We start from the raw sequence: 14291 nt of genomic DNA, 5'->3' as shown, positions 1-14291 counted from the left end.
CGCTCTGCTCCGGGCGCATGCCCCGAAGGGGCCCTTGAGGGAATGTGATGCCGTGAAGGGCCCCTTCAGGGCATCAGCACCACCACGCCGCACGCCGCGAGGGGCGAGATCGCGGCGTCAGATTCCCCGAAGGCGCCCTTCACGGACCAAGGCCCCGACGGCTCCACGCATCCGCCACCCACCTCGCCGGAACCGACGCGCACACATCACTGTGGCTTCCTGCCCGCTCTGCCCGTACCCCTTCAGCGCGAAGAACGTGGTGGCGCCGGGCGCGCGGCACGCCCTGGGTGTGCAGCCACCGCTGGTAGGCGAGCTGCGGGCTGCGCCGGGGATCCGCGGTGCCGCCGTGCCGGACCGCGGAATGCGCGCGGATCAACGCCTCCGCGGTGAACAGCGTCATCCGCGTGTCGTCGGTGATGGTGCCGATCCCGTCGTGGGCCGGGATGAAGTCGACGAGGCCCTGCGGCGTGGTGCGTTCGCGGATCTGCTCGATCGGCCTTGACTCGATCGGCTTTGACTTGATCGGCTTTGACTCGCTCGGCGCGCCGAGCGAGTCCCCGACCGCGCCTGCCAGCATGCTGCCGCGCCAGCGGTCCGCCGGGATCGGCCGGGGCGCCTCCTCCGGTGCCGCGCGCACCGTTTTCGACGCGGTGCACCGAGACGGGCGGGGTGAGCGGATACGGGCGCCCGTCGATTTCCCGCTGCCTCGCCTGAAGGCGCGCGAGCACCGCGAGATCGTTGTCGCTGAGCCAGTGATCGCCTGCCATGACCTCATCCGCGCGGGTAGCGCTGCCGTTCCCAGTCGTGCCGTGCCGACGGTTCGCGCCGCACGCCGAACCGCGTGAAGTTCCAGAACGCGTCGCTCGCCACGTTCTCCACCAGCCCGATCCTGCCCACCGCGGCCACCGCGCGGCGAGGCAGCCCCGGGATTCCGCCGCGCGCGCCGAGCAGCGCGCCGGTCAGCGCCGAGACGAGCGGATCACCGGCGGCGGCGTCGAACGCGGCTTCGGCGTCGTAGTGCCGCTTGCCCGCCGCGAACAACGCGCGCCCCAGCAGGGACAACGGTGTGTGGCCGTCGCCGATGGTCTCGATCTGCGCGCGGTCGTCGGTGTCGCGGTCGTCGCGGAGTTCGAGGACGGTTCTCGCCAGTTCCCCGATGCCGGGGCGCTCGTCGCGCGCGAACGTGCGGAGGTGCACGTACACCGGCAGCGCGTAGTCGCCGGGTTTGAGCAGCTCCCACAACACATCGATGAGCGCGTCGAGCGAGTCGAGCGCGTCGAGCGCGGTGGCCGTCGATTCGGTGAGCGTGCCCGCCATGTCGCGGGCGATCGCCTTCGGGTAGTCCTGGCTCATCCCGGCGACTTCCGCGCCGGCGGCCGTGATCGCGGCGAGCGGCAGCAGCAACGGCGACAAGGCCGGTTCGGCTTCGCGATCGTCGCCGAGTGCGACCGCGAGCCAGCTCGACGGCGACGCGGGCGGCGGGAAACCCGGTGGGATGTCGAAGGTTCGGGGAACCTGCGGCAGGCCGCGGAGCACCGATTCGGTGTGCCGCAAGAGCTGTCTCGTCAGCGGCCCGAGCCCGTCGCCCGACACCAGCGCTTCACCGGCGGCGAACCCGGCGAACGCGCCGACCAGCCGGTGCCAGGCGAAGGTGCCCGGCGGCGTGTTCCTCGGGTCGAACTTGCCGAACGTCCACGGCACCGGTGACGGCGCGCCGAAGTGGTCGTAGTGCGTGGTCAGGCCGTTCGCTTCGAGATCGGCAGGCCACGACGGCCCCCGGTTCCGCCGGATCCCGCGCAGGTTCGAGAACCGCACCGCGTACCCGGTGAGGTAGCTCTTCGCCTCGTCGATGCTCAGCTCGTAGCCGGTGTTCCTCGCCCAGCCCGCGACCGCGGTGAGGTGGCGGCGCAACAGGCCGGGGGCCTCGATCCCGAAGTCCGCGGTCAGCCGCTCCGCCAGCGCGAGCACCTCCGGGCTCGCCTCGGCGGCGACCTCCTCGACGGGCTCGCCCGGCGGCGGCAGCGGTACGGCCCGCACGTACCGGGCCGGCAGCGAGTAGCTCAGCGCCCGGCCGGGGTCGAGGACGAACCCGACCGGGGCTTCCGGCCGCAGCAGGTGGCCCGCGAGCATCCGGCGCCAGCGCGTGACCCCCGCTGGAATCGTCCCGGTCGACGTGCAGACCGCCACCTCGTACCGGTCGTCGACACCGCGCAGCGCGGGCGATTCGCCGTCGTCGACCGGGACCACGACCTCGGTCATGGCGAGGCATTCGGCGAACTGCGCGACGCTGATCCAGTCCGCGTTCAGGTAGTCGAGCAGCTTCCCCGCGGCGGTGTGCCGCGCCGGGAAACCGCGCCACACCGGCGAAACCGTGTACGCGGGGTTCGGTTTGACCTCCCCGGTGCGCTGCCCGGTCCCGGTGACCGCTTCCCAGTGCCGGATCGCCTTGACCGGGACCTGCCGCCCGTGCAGGAGCGCGGGGTCCAGCTCCGGGTCGGCGACCTCCTCCCACAGCGTCACGGGGGCCCGCGGCGACGGCGTCATCACGTCCGCCGCCATCGTGATCGTGCCGCCGTCGTCGGGCACGAACACCGTCGGCGCCGGGAAGAGCCCCTTGCCGACGTCCGTGCCGTCGAGGTAGGCGGCGGCGTTGTACGGGACGTACCAACCGTCCGCCGCCCTGGCCGCGAACTCGGGCTGCACGCGCAGCTCCGGGTCGTCGAGCCACTGCTCGACCCGTGCCACCGCTTCCGCCGCCTTCACCACTGCGGGTACCGCGCCTTCCAGTGCTCGGGGTCGTGCCACAGCGCGGAATGCCGGTCGTAGTGCCAGAACGCGTCCGTGGCCACGTTTTCCACCAGGTGCCGCAGTTCGAGCGCGCCGACCCAGTCCGCCGGCAGGCCGGGGATGCCGAGCCGCGCGCCCAGCAGCGCACCCGCGAGCGCGCCGGTCAGCGCGCTGCGGCCGGAGTGGTTGACCGCCCGCCGCAGCGCGCGGCGGGGGAAGTTCTCGAAGCTCCCGACCGCGGCGATCGTGCGTCCCAGCACGGACAGGGTGTCGTGCCCGTCGCCGATCGTCTCCGGGTCGCGTGCCGACGGCAACCCGTACGACGGCACCACCGGCGCCGCCGCCTCGACCGCCGCGCGGATCCGGTCCCACGCCGGGCCGTGCTGATCGGACCGGGACGGGCTGGCCGTCTCCTTCGCCTGCACGGCCGCGGGCAGCACGATCGCCTTGCTGCTCAGCATCTCCTGCCACACCCAGGTCAGGTAGGTGACGGCCTCCAGATCGTCCTGGTCGCGGGTGGTCTGGCCGGCCATCAGCCGCGCCGCCTGCCGGGTGCCGCCGTCCAGCCCGCTGCCGGGACCCCCGTCGGTGAGCGCCGCGGGCAGCGCGGCCAGCAGCGACGTCGGGCCGGATTCCAGGTCCGACGGCTGGGGGTCCCGTTTGACGTGCAGCTCCGGCCTGCGCAGCAGCCAGCCGTCCACGCGTTGCAGCGGCACGCCCTGGGTGTGCAGCCAGCGGAGCACGCCGTTGCGGGCCACTTCGCCGAACTTGCCTTCGAGCTGGTGGTCCTCGCGGTGCGGGCTGCGGATCACGGCCTCGGTCATGAACAGCAGCCGCTGCGTGAGCGGGCCGAGCTGACCCGGTTCGGTGTAGGCGGTTTCGAACCCGGTGACGCCCTCGGGCCCGTACCGCGTCGTGATCTCGTGGAGGCTGAGCTTGTCGACGGCCGCGCCGAGCGCCTCCCCGATCGCGAACCCGACGTAGGCGCCGGTCACGCGTTCCCAGCCGTACCGGAACCCGGGCAGCCCGAGCGGGAAGTACTTCCCGAACGTGTCGAGCGCGGGTTCGACCCCGCCGTCGTTGCCGTAGCCGGGCACCAGGCCGTTGGCCGCGAGATCGGCAGGCCAGTCCGGCGGGTCCGGCTGCCGTCGCCGCGCGAGCCACGACTTGCCGAGCACGGTCCGGCGGCACTCGTCCTCGGTGAGTTCGAACCCGCGCTTGCGGGCCAGCGTCGCCGCGCGCACCGGCGGCTCGACGGGTTCGGCGAGCCCGAGCTTCCCGGCCGCCTCGGCCGCCGCCGCTGCCACCGGCTCGTCCGACTCCGGGCAAGCGCCCCGTACGTCGACGGGTTCCGCCGCGCGCGGCCATTCGGCGCACGCCTCGGCGAGTTCGGTGCCGGTGAGCACCGTGTGCATCGTCGGCGGGCCCCAGAGGTCCAGGTCCGGCGGCGGGGTCATCGCGGCGAGCCGCGCCACGTCGACGTGCCACCAGTGGTGCACGTCGGGCGGCAGCCAGCGGGTCGAGGTGAACACCTGCAGCTTCGGCGTCTCCTGGCGGTAGTAGCCGCGGGGGATCTCGCCGCTCTCGGGGTCGAGGGGGACGACCACCTCGGCACCGGCGACGCCGGTCAGCACCTGCGCCCTGGACAGCCACTTGCCGACGCCGAACAGCAGCACCGTTTCGAGGAAGTTCTCCGGCCGCGGGTACCCGCGGCGGATCGGGCCCGTCCGGTAGGCCGGGTTCTCCTTCTGCTCCCCGGTCGCCTGCCCGGACGCGTCGACGCGCGCCCAGCCCGCGATCACCGCTTCGGGCACGCCGAACAGCCCGACACCGGCGTCGGCGTACTCGGGGTCGACGATCTCGCGCCAGTGCTCCGTGCCGGGGAACGCCAGCGGAACGCTGATCCCGCCCGGTTCCGGCGCGGCCAGGCGCAGCTCGCCGTCCGGTTCGGTGACGACGATGACCGGCGGCGGGAAGAGCCGCCGGTCGGCCGCGCCCTCGTCCAGCCAGGCGACCGTGTCGTACGGGACGGCCCAGCCTTCGGGGACGCGGCGCACGCGGTCGTGGTCGGCGCGGATCGCCGTGCCACCGGGATCGGCGGCACGGGCGGCGGCGAGCCAGTCCTCGGCGCGCGTGACGGCTTCAGCTCGTTCCACGGCTACCTCGACGCTCCACACTGCCGTCCGCGATGTGCGCCGCGATCGGTTTCGGGAGTACGTAAGCGACACCGCCGCCCGGCTGGCCCGCCCACGGCACGGTCACGCCCGTGATCACGTAGAGCGGGCGCGCGAGCGCGTAGTCGCGGTGCTGCCCGGCGCGCCCGATCGGCAGGGACGTCCGGTCGAACCCGGTGCCGCGGGCGAACGCGAAGTTCCCGTCGGTGCCGCCGTAGCGGGTCACCACGGTCCCTTCGGCGAGCCGGATCATGCGCTTGTTCCGCAGCAGCGTCAGCGGTGGCTCGCCCTCGACGGGCTGGACGGGCCAGTCGGCGACCTGCTTTCCGGTCTCCAGCGCGGTTTCCCGCCCCGCCCACGGCCGGGCGGGAAGGAGCAGCAGCGCGCCGAGCAGTTCCTGCACGGCTTCCGCCGGATGCGGGAACAGGCTCGGGCGCACCGGTTCGCCGTCCTCGTAGCGCGCGACCTGCCACTGCCCGCCGACGCGTTCCAGGCACCAGAGCCCGTCGGCGTGCGATCCGATCCGGTAGGCGCCGGGCGAGACGCCGTACTCGCCGAGCCGGTTCGCGAGGACGGTGAACAGGTCGACCGTCGTCAGGTCGGGGTCGAGCGCGGACCCGTCCTCGGCGAGCGCCAGTTCGCTCGGCTCGGCGAACTCAGGGCCCCAGCCGGTCGGGCGCGGCAGGCCGAGCAACTCGGCTTCGGCGGCGGCGCGCACGATTCCCGGCGGCCACACCGGCTGGTATTCGCGCTCGCGGATCCGCGTCAGCAGCTCGCCTTCCGGCGGGACGCCGTGCTCGCGCAGGTAGTGCGGCACGGCCGCGGGCCAGATCCAGCGGCCGTCGGTGTGGTACAGCTCCGGCACGTCCGGCTCGGTGCCGGGGGCGAAGAGGTCCTGGGTGAACCCGCGCCCGGTCAGCACCACCGGGCAGCGTTCGAGGTAGCGCAGCACCTTCGCGGTTTCGTCCTCGGGAACCGGTGCCCTGTCCACCACGGGCGGTTCGCCCCCGGTGTGCGAGTCGACGACGCGCGCGTGCCGGAATTCGGCCGTGTACGGCAGTTTCGCGAGCGGGCGCCACCAGTCCGGGATGTTCTCGCCGGCGCGCGGGAAGAACTCCAGCTCCTTGTCGTAGGTGCCGGGGACCGCGTCGATCGGCAGCCTCGGCGGCTGGTCCGCGTCGAAGTCGAAGTCGAAGGTGCCGTCGGCGCGCAGCGTGAACCCGGCGTTCGTCCAGGTCCCGAAGTCCGGCACGGACATCCCGGTGCGCAGGCCCTGGAAGTGCTGGCCCACCTCCGGCGGCGCGGACCACCACAGCACCACGTCGTTCCGGGTGGTGGCGACGGTCAGCACGGAGACCTCGCCGACCGCGCTGAAGACCGCGTCGACCCGCTCCCACGGTTCGCCCCGCGCGGCGAGGAAGTCGCGCAGGGTCCGGCCGATCCCGATGACGAGGTCCTGCTGGGACTCCTCGGTGAGCCGTTCCGGCGGCGGCACCAGCGGGCCGATCTCGGTGCGGACCTGGTCGAGCCCGGTGATCTCGGCGGGGTCTGCCGAGACGCGGTACTCCACCGCGCCGTGCTCGCCGGGGAAGCCGGGGAGCCCCATCGCTTCACCGAGTTCGACGGCGGCTCCGAGGGAGAGCTGGAACCTCCCCGGTGCGTCGGGGTCGACGGTCGCCCCGAAGTGCGGCTGCCCGGCGAAGGTGGCCCTGGTGCGCAGGACGAAAGCGCGCTCGGCGGCCGGATCCGGGGCGCGGACGATCCGCCCGTCGTGGACGCCGTACGAGCCGTCCGGCAGCTCGTGCGCCCTGGTTTCGTAGCGCGGTTCGGACATCAGTTACCGGTGCCTTCCTCGGCGGCCTTGCGGTCGTCCCATTCCTGCTCCTCGTCCCGGCCGGACCAGGCCAGTTCGGTCGGCGGGTCCTCGCGCGGCGCCGGGCCGAGGTCCTCGTCGTCGTGCCGCGTGGTCGGCTCCTCGGCGAGCACGTCGTGCCGCGCCACCAGTTCCGCGTCCGGCGCGGGCTCCGGGCCCAGGTCCGCCGGTGCGCGGTGGTGCTCGGCGGCTTCCGGCGCGCGGGCGGGTGGCTCGGGTTCGGGCCGCGCCACCGGGTCCGCGTCGAATCCGGCGAGCCGGTCGGTGATGGCGGCACCGCCGTGGACCGGCTCGGCGACCTGCCGCCCGGCGTTCCGGCCGTCGGAGCCGAGCAGGTCGGCGAACCGCGTGCTCCCGCTTTCCGCGTACTGGTGCGCGGTCTCGGCGTACCGGGCCCGGCGTTCGGCCATCTGCTGCTTCGCGGTGTCCTGGTCGAGGTGCCTCGGATCGCCCGGCAGCACCTCCTCGGCGTGGATGACCCACTTCTTCCCGCCACCGGGGAGATCGACGAGTTCCTTGCTGTGCACGAAGAGCTGCGTGCCCGGCTTGGACAGGCCCTCCCGCTCGGGGTTCCGCGCGAGCGCGCTGATGTCCTTCACGTTCTTCGAGCCGACGTGGATCTCGACGTCGTACCCGAACTTCGGCGCCTCGACACCCTCGTCCTCGATCGTGGCGCCGCTGAACGAGGTTTCGACGTTCACCCTGCCCGGCACGTACTGGTCCGCGGTCAGCTCCGCGAGCCGCGCGTCGCCGTGGTGGTCGATGCCGCGCACGGTTCGCGCGGTCACGCCGGGCACTTCGTCGAGCGCCGCCGCGAGCGCGCGGGCCTGGCGCTCCCGCATTCCTTCGGGCGCGCCCGAGCGGTGCGCGTCGTTGAGGTCGTAGGCGAGATCGTGCGTGGTGAAGGCACGGAGCGCGGTCGCGGCCTCGTCGCTGACGTGCTGGAGCTTTTCGCTGCGGTCCCTCGCCGCCAGCGCTTCGCGGTGGAGCCGGTCGAACGCGTCGGCGTCCTCCATCGACCGCCGGATGGCGTCGTGGTCCGCCGCGGTCGCCCGCGGCTCGGGTTCGGGTTCCGGGTGGTGCTCCGGTTCGGCGACGGGTCCTTCGTGCGCGCGCTCGGTGATCTCCGGTTCCCGGTGCGGCGCCGCGTCGCTCTCGGGCAGGCCGCCTTCGCGGTGGTACGGCAGCAACTGCACCTTGGCGTGCCCCTCGGGCAACGCCGCGAGCCGGTTCGCCGTCGGGTCGACGATCGCCACCCCGTGCTCGGTGTGCGCGACCGTCACCATCCGGTTGGGCTCACCCGCCGCGGCCTGGAACGCCAGCACGCCGCGTGAACCGACCGGCCACGCGCCGATTTCCCTGATCGCGCTGCCGAAATCGGGGTGCTCCGCCCATCGCCCGCCGAGCTTCTGCCGCACCGAGTCGAGGGAACCGACGTCGTCGGGGAGCGCGGGCGAGGCCGCGCGCGGCCTGCCCTGGAAGCCTTCCTCCAGCGCGACGACGGCGTCCGCGTCGTTGCCGTGGAAGCCGTTCTCCCGCGCGTCCGGCGCGTAGTAGTTGTGCGCGTTGACGTTCGCGACCTCGGGCAGGTGTTCGCGGAGGAACCGCACCTGCTGCTCGGGGCTCCGCGCCGTGCCGTCGTGGATGGCGGGCTCGCCCGGCGGCGTGGTCGCCCGGTTCAGCTCCGCCCAGCCGCCTTCGGGTTCGTGCGTGCGGTGGTACTCGGCCTTGCGTTCCTCGGCGGCCGCGGCTTCCTCGCGGTTCTCCCGCTCGATGTCGGCGTTCGTCTTTTGGCGCTGTTCCGCCATTCCCGCCGGACCGAGCGCGCTCGCGACCGACTTCGCCGGCCTGCGGTCGTCCGCGGCCTGGCGCTCCCGGCGCTCCTGGACGTGCTGGTCCGCCGCCTCCTGGCCGAGGTGCCTCGGGTCCCCGTGGAGCACTTCCTCGGCGTGGACGACCCACTTCTCCCTGCCGTCCGGGAGGGTGACCAGCTCCCTGCTGTGCACGTGGAGCTGGGTTCCCGGTTTCAGCAGCACTTCGCGTTCGTCCCGCACCGAGGCGATCCCGGAGATGTCCCTGCCGGTCTTCGACCGGATGCGCAGTTCCACCTCGCCCTCGAACGCGCTGTCCCGGTCCTCCGCGGTGACCTGGGAGGTGCTGGAGAACTGGCTCTCCACGACCGTCTTGCCCGGTTCGTAGTGCGCGGCCGTCACCGCGGCACGGCCGTGGTCGCCGTTGTGGTTGACCGTCCGGACGACCTCGCCCTCGAACGGCGGCAGCTCGGTGAGCCCGGACACGATCGCGCGGACCTGCTTGGCCAGCGCGGGCAGGCCGAACCCGGTGCGCAGCGCGGCGTTCACCCCGCGGAAGACCTCGTGCCGCGTGTAGCTGTGCACCGCGTACGCGCCGTCGTCGGACATGTGCCCGTAGCGCGGATCCCGTGCGCGCAGTTCGAGCGCGTCGCGCCGCACCTCCTCGTGGCGCAGCTCGCCGTGGTCGCCGATCTGCCCGGTGTCGAGCTGGATTTCCCCGAGCGCGTCGAAGTCCGCGCGACGATCGGTGCGGAACTCGCGCCCGGAGTGCTCCCCGGCAGGCGGCGGACCCGTTTCGTCCTTTGTGGACGGTGGTTCGCCCTGCTGGTGCTCGGTGCTCTCCGGCGGTTCGGCAGGCGCTTCCGGTTCCCGGTGCGGACCTTCCGGGCGCGGCGGCTGGCCGGGCCTGCCGCCGTCGGGGCGGCGCGGACCCGGCTGGTGACCGGGCGGACGGGCCGGGCCGGGTGGCGACCCGGCGGGCGGGCGACCCGGCTCCGGTGGCAGCGGCCTCCCCTGGCGAGGACCGGGAGGCGGGAAGCCGCCACCGGGAGGCCGCTGCCCCGCCGGTGGTGGTGCGGGCGGGCGTCCACCGGGACCGTGCGGCTGGCCGTGGCGCGGCGGACCGCCGGGCCGATCGGGACCGGGTTGGCGCTGCCCCTGCGGTTGCTGCCTGCCGGGGAAGTCCTGTCCGGGGCGGGGAAAACCGGGTGGCCGCGGCCCGCGTGCCGGGGTCGCGGGACCTTCGGGCGGGCAGTGGCCACCCGGCGCCGGTGGCCGCGGCCCGGCCTGGCGGGGCGGGAGCTGGCCTTGGTTCGGCGCGTGCTGGCCTTGACCGGGCCGGCGCTGCCCTTGCGCGTTCGGGCCAGGCCGTTGCGGGCCTTGCGGACCACCGTGCCCTGGCCTGCCGTGGCCCTGCGGCGGGCGCCCGCCGGGTGCGTCCTGGCGGCGCGGGTCGAATCCGGGCGGCGGCCGTCCCGGCCCCGACGGTGCGCGGCCGCCCGGCGGGGGCGCACCGGGGATTCCGCCTGGTGGCGGTCCTCCCGGTGGGTGCTGTGGCGGCGCGGTGAAACCGCCGCTCGGCGGAACGAACCCCACTGGGCCGCTCCGCGGTCCGAAACCCTGGGGGCCAGCGCTGCGCGGTGCGTTCTGGGGAGGAGGCCCGCCCGGCTGCTCACCGGTCGGCGCCCGCCCCGCGGCACCGGCGGGAGGCCCTCCGGACGGCGCCGGGCTCCCGGCCGACAGCGGCGGCGCGGCGTGCGCGATATCAGGGGTATCGCGAGTGCCGGGGGTGTCCGGCAGCGCGGCTGTGGCCCGGTTGAGATCGGCGTCGTGCCTGCCGATCGCACCGCCGACCTCCTTCGCGTGGCCCACCGCGCCGCTGACGGCCGCGTCCTCGGTCTTGCCGAGGTTCATGCCGGCGTTCTCGAGCACCTCGGCCGGCACGCGCTGCAGGACCTTCTTGACGACCTGCTTGTGGCCCATCTCCACGAGCTTCGCGAGCAGCTCCTTGACCATGGCCTCGATGGCGGTCCTGGTGAGCGCCTGCGCGACCGGGATACCCGCCGTCGACGCGCCGAACGTGCCGAACGCGGCGGCGATCATCGCGACGATCTGCGCGAGCAGGATCAGCAGCGACGCGATGATCAGGTACTTCGTGTATTCGACGTCGAGCGCGGTCTGGTCGCACAGGTCGCCGAGCGCGTTCGCGGCCTCGGCGAGGGACTTCGGGTATGCCTCGTCGCCTTCGGCGAACTTCTTCCAGAGCTCTTCGAACGCCTCCGCCGACTCGCCGGTCCAGGCGGTGACCGCGGCGCTGACGGCCTGGTCGCCCGCGTCGGTCGCGGGGGCGACCGCTTCGGCGGCGGTGTGCCACGCGTCGCCGAGCTCGCGGAGCTTCGTCTCGTCGCCCTCCGGCCAGCTCTGGCCCACCACGATCGGGAGGAGCCACTTGACCGCGTCGGGCATCTCCATGCCCACGGCTAGGTCGTCTCCGTGCGCTTGAGCCGCGCCCGGGTTTCGGCGCCGCGCCCCTCGTGCGCGTCCGCGGCCTCGTCGGCTTTCTGCTTCAGGCCGAGCATCGCGTCGGCGAGCTGCTGTTCGCCCGCGTGGCGGAGTGCCTCGGAGCCACCGGTGAACTTCGCGGCGCCGGACCTGACCGCCTCGGGATCGAGTTCGAAGCCCTGAGCCGAACCGGCCATCAGCCCTGGCCCTTGGTGAGCGGGGCGTCCTGCTGGCCGTCTTCGCCTTCGGGCTCCAGCTCGGGGAACTTCGGGATCAGCGCCCCGAGCGACGGCGCGCCTTCGAAGAGGTCGGAGAGATCGGGCAGGCCGGTGGTCATCGGCGCCATCAGCTCGGTGACCTGGCGCTTGACCTGGACCGTCGCCTGCTGGACGAGGGCTTGCACGGTGCGCGCCAGCGATTCGGGACGGCTGCGCTCGAACGCGTTCTGGGAGAACTCGAGCTCGGTGAGGACGCCGGCCGAGTTGACGGTCACGGTGGCGAGGCCGTCCTTCGACGTCAGCGTCGCCGTCACCCGCGAGGCGTCGGCCTGCGCCTGCTGGAGCCGTTCGGTCTGCCGGGTGACGCCGTCGAGCAGCCGGTCGACCTGGTCCTTCATCGCGGCGTTGCGCGCTTCGAGGGCCGCGCGGTGCTCTCCTGGCGGCCGTCCGTCAGGCACTGTCAAGGGTCCCCCGCCGTGTTCTTGCCGTCACTGCGGGAATCACCCTAATGCCACCCGGTTGGCGGCATGCGGGGTTCCGCCCAACGGGTGGCTCTATTTGCGCCAGCGAATCAGTCGCGGCGGACGATCGCGAGGTAGCCCGCCGCGCCTGCCAGGTACACGGCCGTCGCGGCGGCGAGGAGGCCGGGCGAACGGCCGTCGAACGGGGTGATCGTGGCGGCGATCGCGACGGCGACCACCTGCGTGATGTTGAACAGCGTGTCGTACAGCGCGAAGACGCGGCCGCGGGATTCGTCGCGGATGTCGTGCTGCACGGCGGAGTCCACGCTCAGCTTGAGCACCTGCCCCGACGCCATGATCAGGAACGAGGCGAGCAGCACGGTGGGCAGCGTCATCGGCAGCCCGAGCCCGAGCTGGGTGACCGCGGCGACCACCAGCGAGCCGACGGTCGTCCGGCGGCGGCCGAACCGCGCGACGAGCTTCGGCGTGCACAGGCCCGCGACGAAGATCCCGGCGCCGGCCAGCGCCGCCATCTGCCCGAGTCCCGGCAGACCGGCCCGCAGCAGGCCGTGGCTGGTGAACGAAAAGCGCAGCAGCAGCACGGACAGCAGCAGCGAAACCCCGAACGACGCGCGGTGCGCGAACAGCGCGACGAACCCGCCGGTGACGTTCTTCGAGGTGCGTGCGGCGCGCGCGCCGTCGGCGAGCCCCTTGGCGACCGCGAGCACGACATCGGGCGGCTCGTCGACGGAGGACGGGCCGAGCGCGCCCTTCGCGAACTTCGCCGCGATCATCGCCGCGACGACGGTGCCGAGCACGGCGGCCGACGTCGTCCACGCGGACCCGGCGTTCCCGCGGCCGACCAGTTCGCGCAGGCCGATCGCGCACCCGCCGCCGAGCACCGCGACCAGCGAGCCGAGCGTGGTGGCGACCGCGTTCGCGGACACGATCGCGTGCTCCGGCACCAGGTGGGGCAGCGAGGCGGACATCCCGGAGCCGACGAACCGGGAGATCCCTTCGGCGACCAGCGCGAGCGCGAACAGCCCGAACCCGCTCGCGCCGAAGCCGACCGCGAGCGCGGCCGCGACGACCGCGACCGCGCGGACGAGGTTCGCGAACACCAGCACCCGGCGGCGGTCCCAGCGGTCGAGCAGCGCGCCCGCGAACGGGCCGACGAGCGAGTACGGCAGCAGCATCGCGGCGAACCCGCCCGCGATGGCCAGCGCGTCGGCGCCGCGTTCGGGGTTGAACAGCAGCGCGCCGGCGAACCCGGCGCGGAACACGCCATCCGCCCACTGCGAGGCGAAGCGCGAGAACAGCAGCGTCCGGAACCCCGGCATGGCCAGGAACGCGCGCGGGCCGGTCCTCGCGGCCGAGCCCTCGGCTTGCGTGGTCACGATTTCCCAGCATACGGCGGTATACCGGGCATGGTCACCATCGTGCGGGAGGCCGGTACGCGAACGTCCGGCGAAGAGGTGGGCTGGCGCACTTGGTCGCCTCTCGGCGGGTATGCGCAGTGTGGCTCCAGCCGAACGGTATTCCACAAAGGCGGTTCTTCAGTGAGCCCGGGGGACACGGAGTGCGCCAGCCACCCACTCCAACGGTACCGCGTGCCGCGTTGTTCCCCCGCCTTTGTTCTCCGGCCCCGGTACTTCCGGTCACGGGCAGTGGGATCATGGGCGGCGTGCCTGCGGACGCCGAGGTTGAACCGGGAACGCTCCTGGTCGCCGCCCCCACGATGTTCGACCCCAACTTCCGGCGAACGGTGGTGTTCGTCATCGATCACCGCGACGAGGGCACGCTCGGGGTTGTGCTGAACCGGCCGAGCCAGGTACCGGTCGACGACGTGCTGCCCAACTGGGGGCCGCACGTGGTGGAGCCGTCCTCGGTGTTCGTCGGCGGCCCGGTGGAGAAGAAGACCGCGCTGTGCCTCGCCGCGCTGCGCACCGGGGAAAGCGCGTCCGCGGTGCCCGGCCTGATCGCGGTCCGCGGCCCGGTCGCGCTGGTGGACCTGGACACCGATCCGGATCTGCTGGTGTCGAAGGTCAGGGGCCTGCGGGTGTTCGCGGGCTACGCGGGATGGGACTCGGGCCAGCTCGACGGCGAGATCGCCCGCGACGACTGGCTGATCGTCCCCGCGCTGCCCAGCGACGTGCTGGCGACACCGGAACGGGACCTGTGGGGCCAGGTGCTGCGCCGCCAGGGCGTCCCCATGGCCCTGCTCGCCACCCACCCCGGCGACGTCCAGCGAAACTGACCCGCGCTCGCCTGCCCCGAAGGCGACTTTCAGGGACCCCAACGCCGCGAACTCCACCCTCGTAAGGGCCTCGTGCGGTCTCGGCGGGGCCCGCAGATGCCCCGAAGGACGCTTGGGTTCATGGGGTCGTTGCAACACCGGTTGTGATCGGAGGTTGTGATGGTGGTTCGGGCGCGGTTGCCGCGTGGTGTGCAGGTGAGGTTTTGGG

At 73.4% G+C, this 14291-nt stretch carries 9 protein-coding genes; 1 reads left to right on the top strand and 8 read right to left on the bottom strand.

Annotated elements, in window-relative coordinates; all coding sequences use genetic code 11:
• Window positions 1-139 precede the first annotated feature (139 nt).
• The 8 genes from ABD256_RS21600 to ABD256_RS21565 all read right to left on the bottom strand — a co-directional run bounded on the left by ABD256_RS21600 (window position 140) and on the right by ABD256_RS21565 (window position 13166).
• A complete protein-coding gene (locus ABD256_RS21600) occupies window positions 140-637 on the bottom strand; it encodes an ADP-ribosylglycohydrolase family protein (protein ID WP_344421593.1) in 498 nt (165 codons plus the stop codon).
• Between the two features lie 134 nt (window positions 638-771).
• Window positions 772-2805 carry a YrhB domain-containing protein gene (locus tag ABD256_RS21595; protein ID WP_344421590.1) on the bottom strand — a complete coding sequence of 678 codons (2034 nt, stop codon included), beginning with the start codon at window positions 2803-2805 and terminating at the stop codon, window positions 772-774.
• The gene (locus ABD256_RS21590) at window positions 2760-4943 is read right to left on the bottom strand and encodes an ADP-ribosylglycohydrolase family protein (protein WP_344421587.1); all 2184 of its coding nucleotides are present in this window, start codon (window positions 4941-4943) and stop codon (window positions 2760-2762) included. The genes ABD256_RS21595 and ABD256_RS21590 overlap by 46 nt, the downstream gene beginning before the upstream one ends.
• Window positions 4930-6795, bottom strand: coding sequence for a TNT domain-containing protein (locus ABD256_RS21585; protein WP_344421584.1), 1866 nt, complete (start codon window positions 6793-6795; stop codon window positions 4930-4932). The genes ABD256_RS21590 and ABD256_RS21585 overlap by 14 nt, the downstream gene beginning before the upstream one ends.
• The gene (locus ABD256_RS21580; protein ID WP_344422039.1) at window positions 6795-11117 is read right to left on the bottom strand and encodes a WXG100-like domain-containing protein; all 4323 of its coding nucleotides are present in this window, start codon (window positions 11115-11117) and stop codon (window positions 6795-6797) included. The genes ABD256_RS21585 and ABD256_RS21580 overlap by 1 nt, the downstream gene beginning before the upstream one ends.
• Window positions 11118-11125: 8 nt before the next feature.
• Entirely contained in the window at window positions 11126-11344 is a 219-nt protein-coding gene (locus ABD256_RS21575; RefSeq protein ID WP_344421581.1) for a hypothetical protein, read from the bottom strand.
• Entirely contained in the window at window positions 11344-11823 is a 480-nt protein-coding gene (locus ABD256_RS21570) for a YbaB/EbfC family nucleoid-associated protein (protein WP_344421577.1), read from the bottom strand. The genes ABD256_RS21575 and ABD256_RS21570 overlap by 1 nt, the downstream gene beginning before the upstream one ends.
• A gap of 113 nt (window positions 11824-11936) precedes the next feature.
• The gene (locus ABD256_RS21565; protein ID WP_344422036.1) at window positions 11937-13166 is read right to left on the bottom strand and encodes an MFS transporter; all 1230 of its coding nucleotides are present in this window, start codon (window positions 13164-13166) and stop codon (window positions 11937-11939) included.
• Between the two features lie 335 nt (window positions 13167-13501).
• Between ABD256_RS21565 and ABD256_RS21560 the strand changes: the two genes are divergently transcribed.
• Entirely contained in the window at window positions 13502-14083 is a 582-nt protein-coding gene (locus ABD256_RS21560; RefSeq protein ID WP_215548692.1) for a YqgE/AlgH family protein, read from the top strand.
• Window positions 14084-14291: the final 208 nt, after the last annotated feature.

It is taken from the genome of Amycolatopsis minnesotensis (assembly GCF_039529815.1).
Taxonomy (GTDB): domain Bacteria; phylum Actinomycetota; class Actinomycetes; order Mycobacteriales; family Pseudonocardiaceae; genus Amycolatopsis; species Amycolatopsis minnesotensis.
Note: the sequence above shows the minus strand (reverse complement) of the source record. Positions and strands in the feature narration are given on the sequence as shown.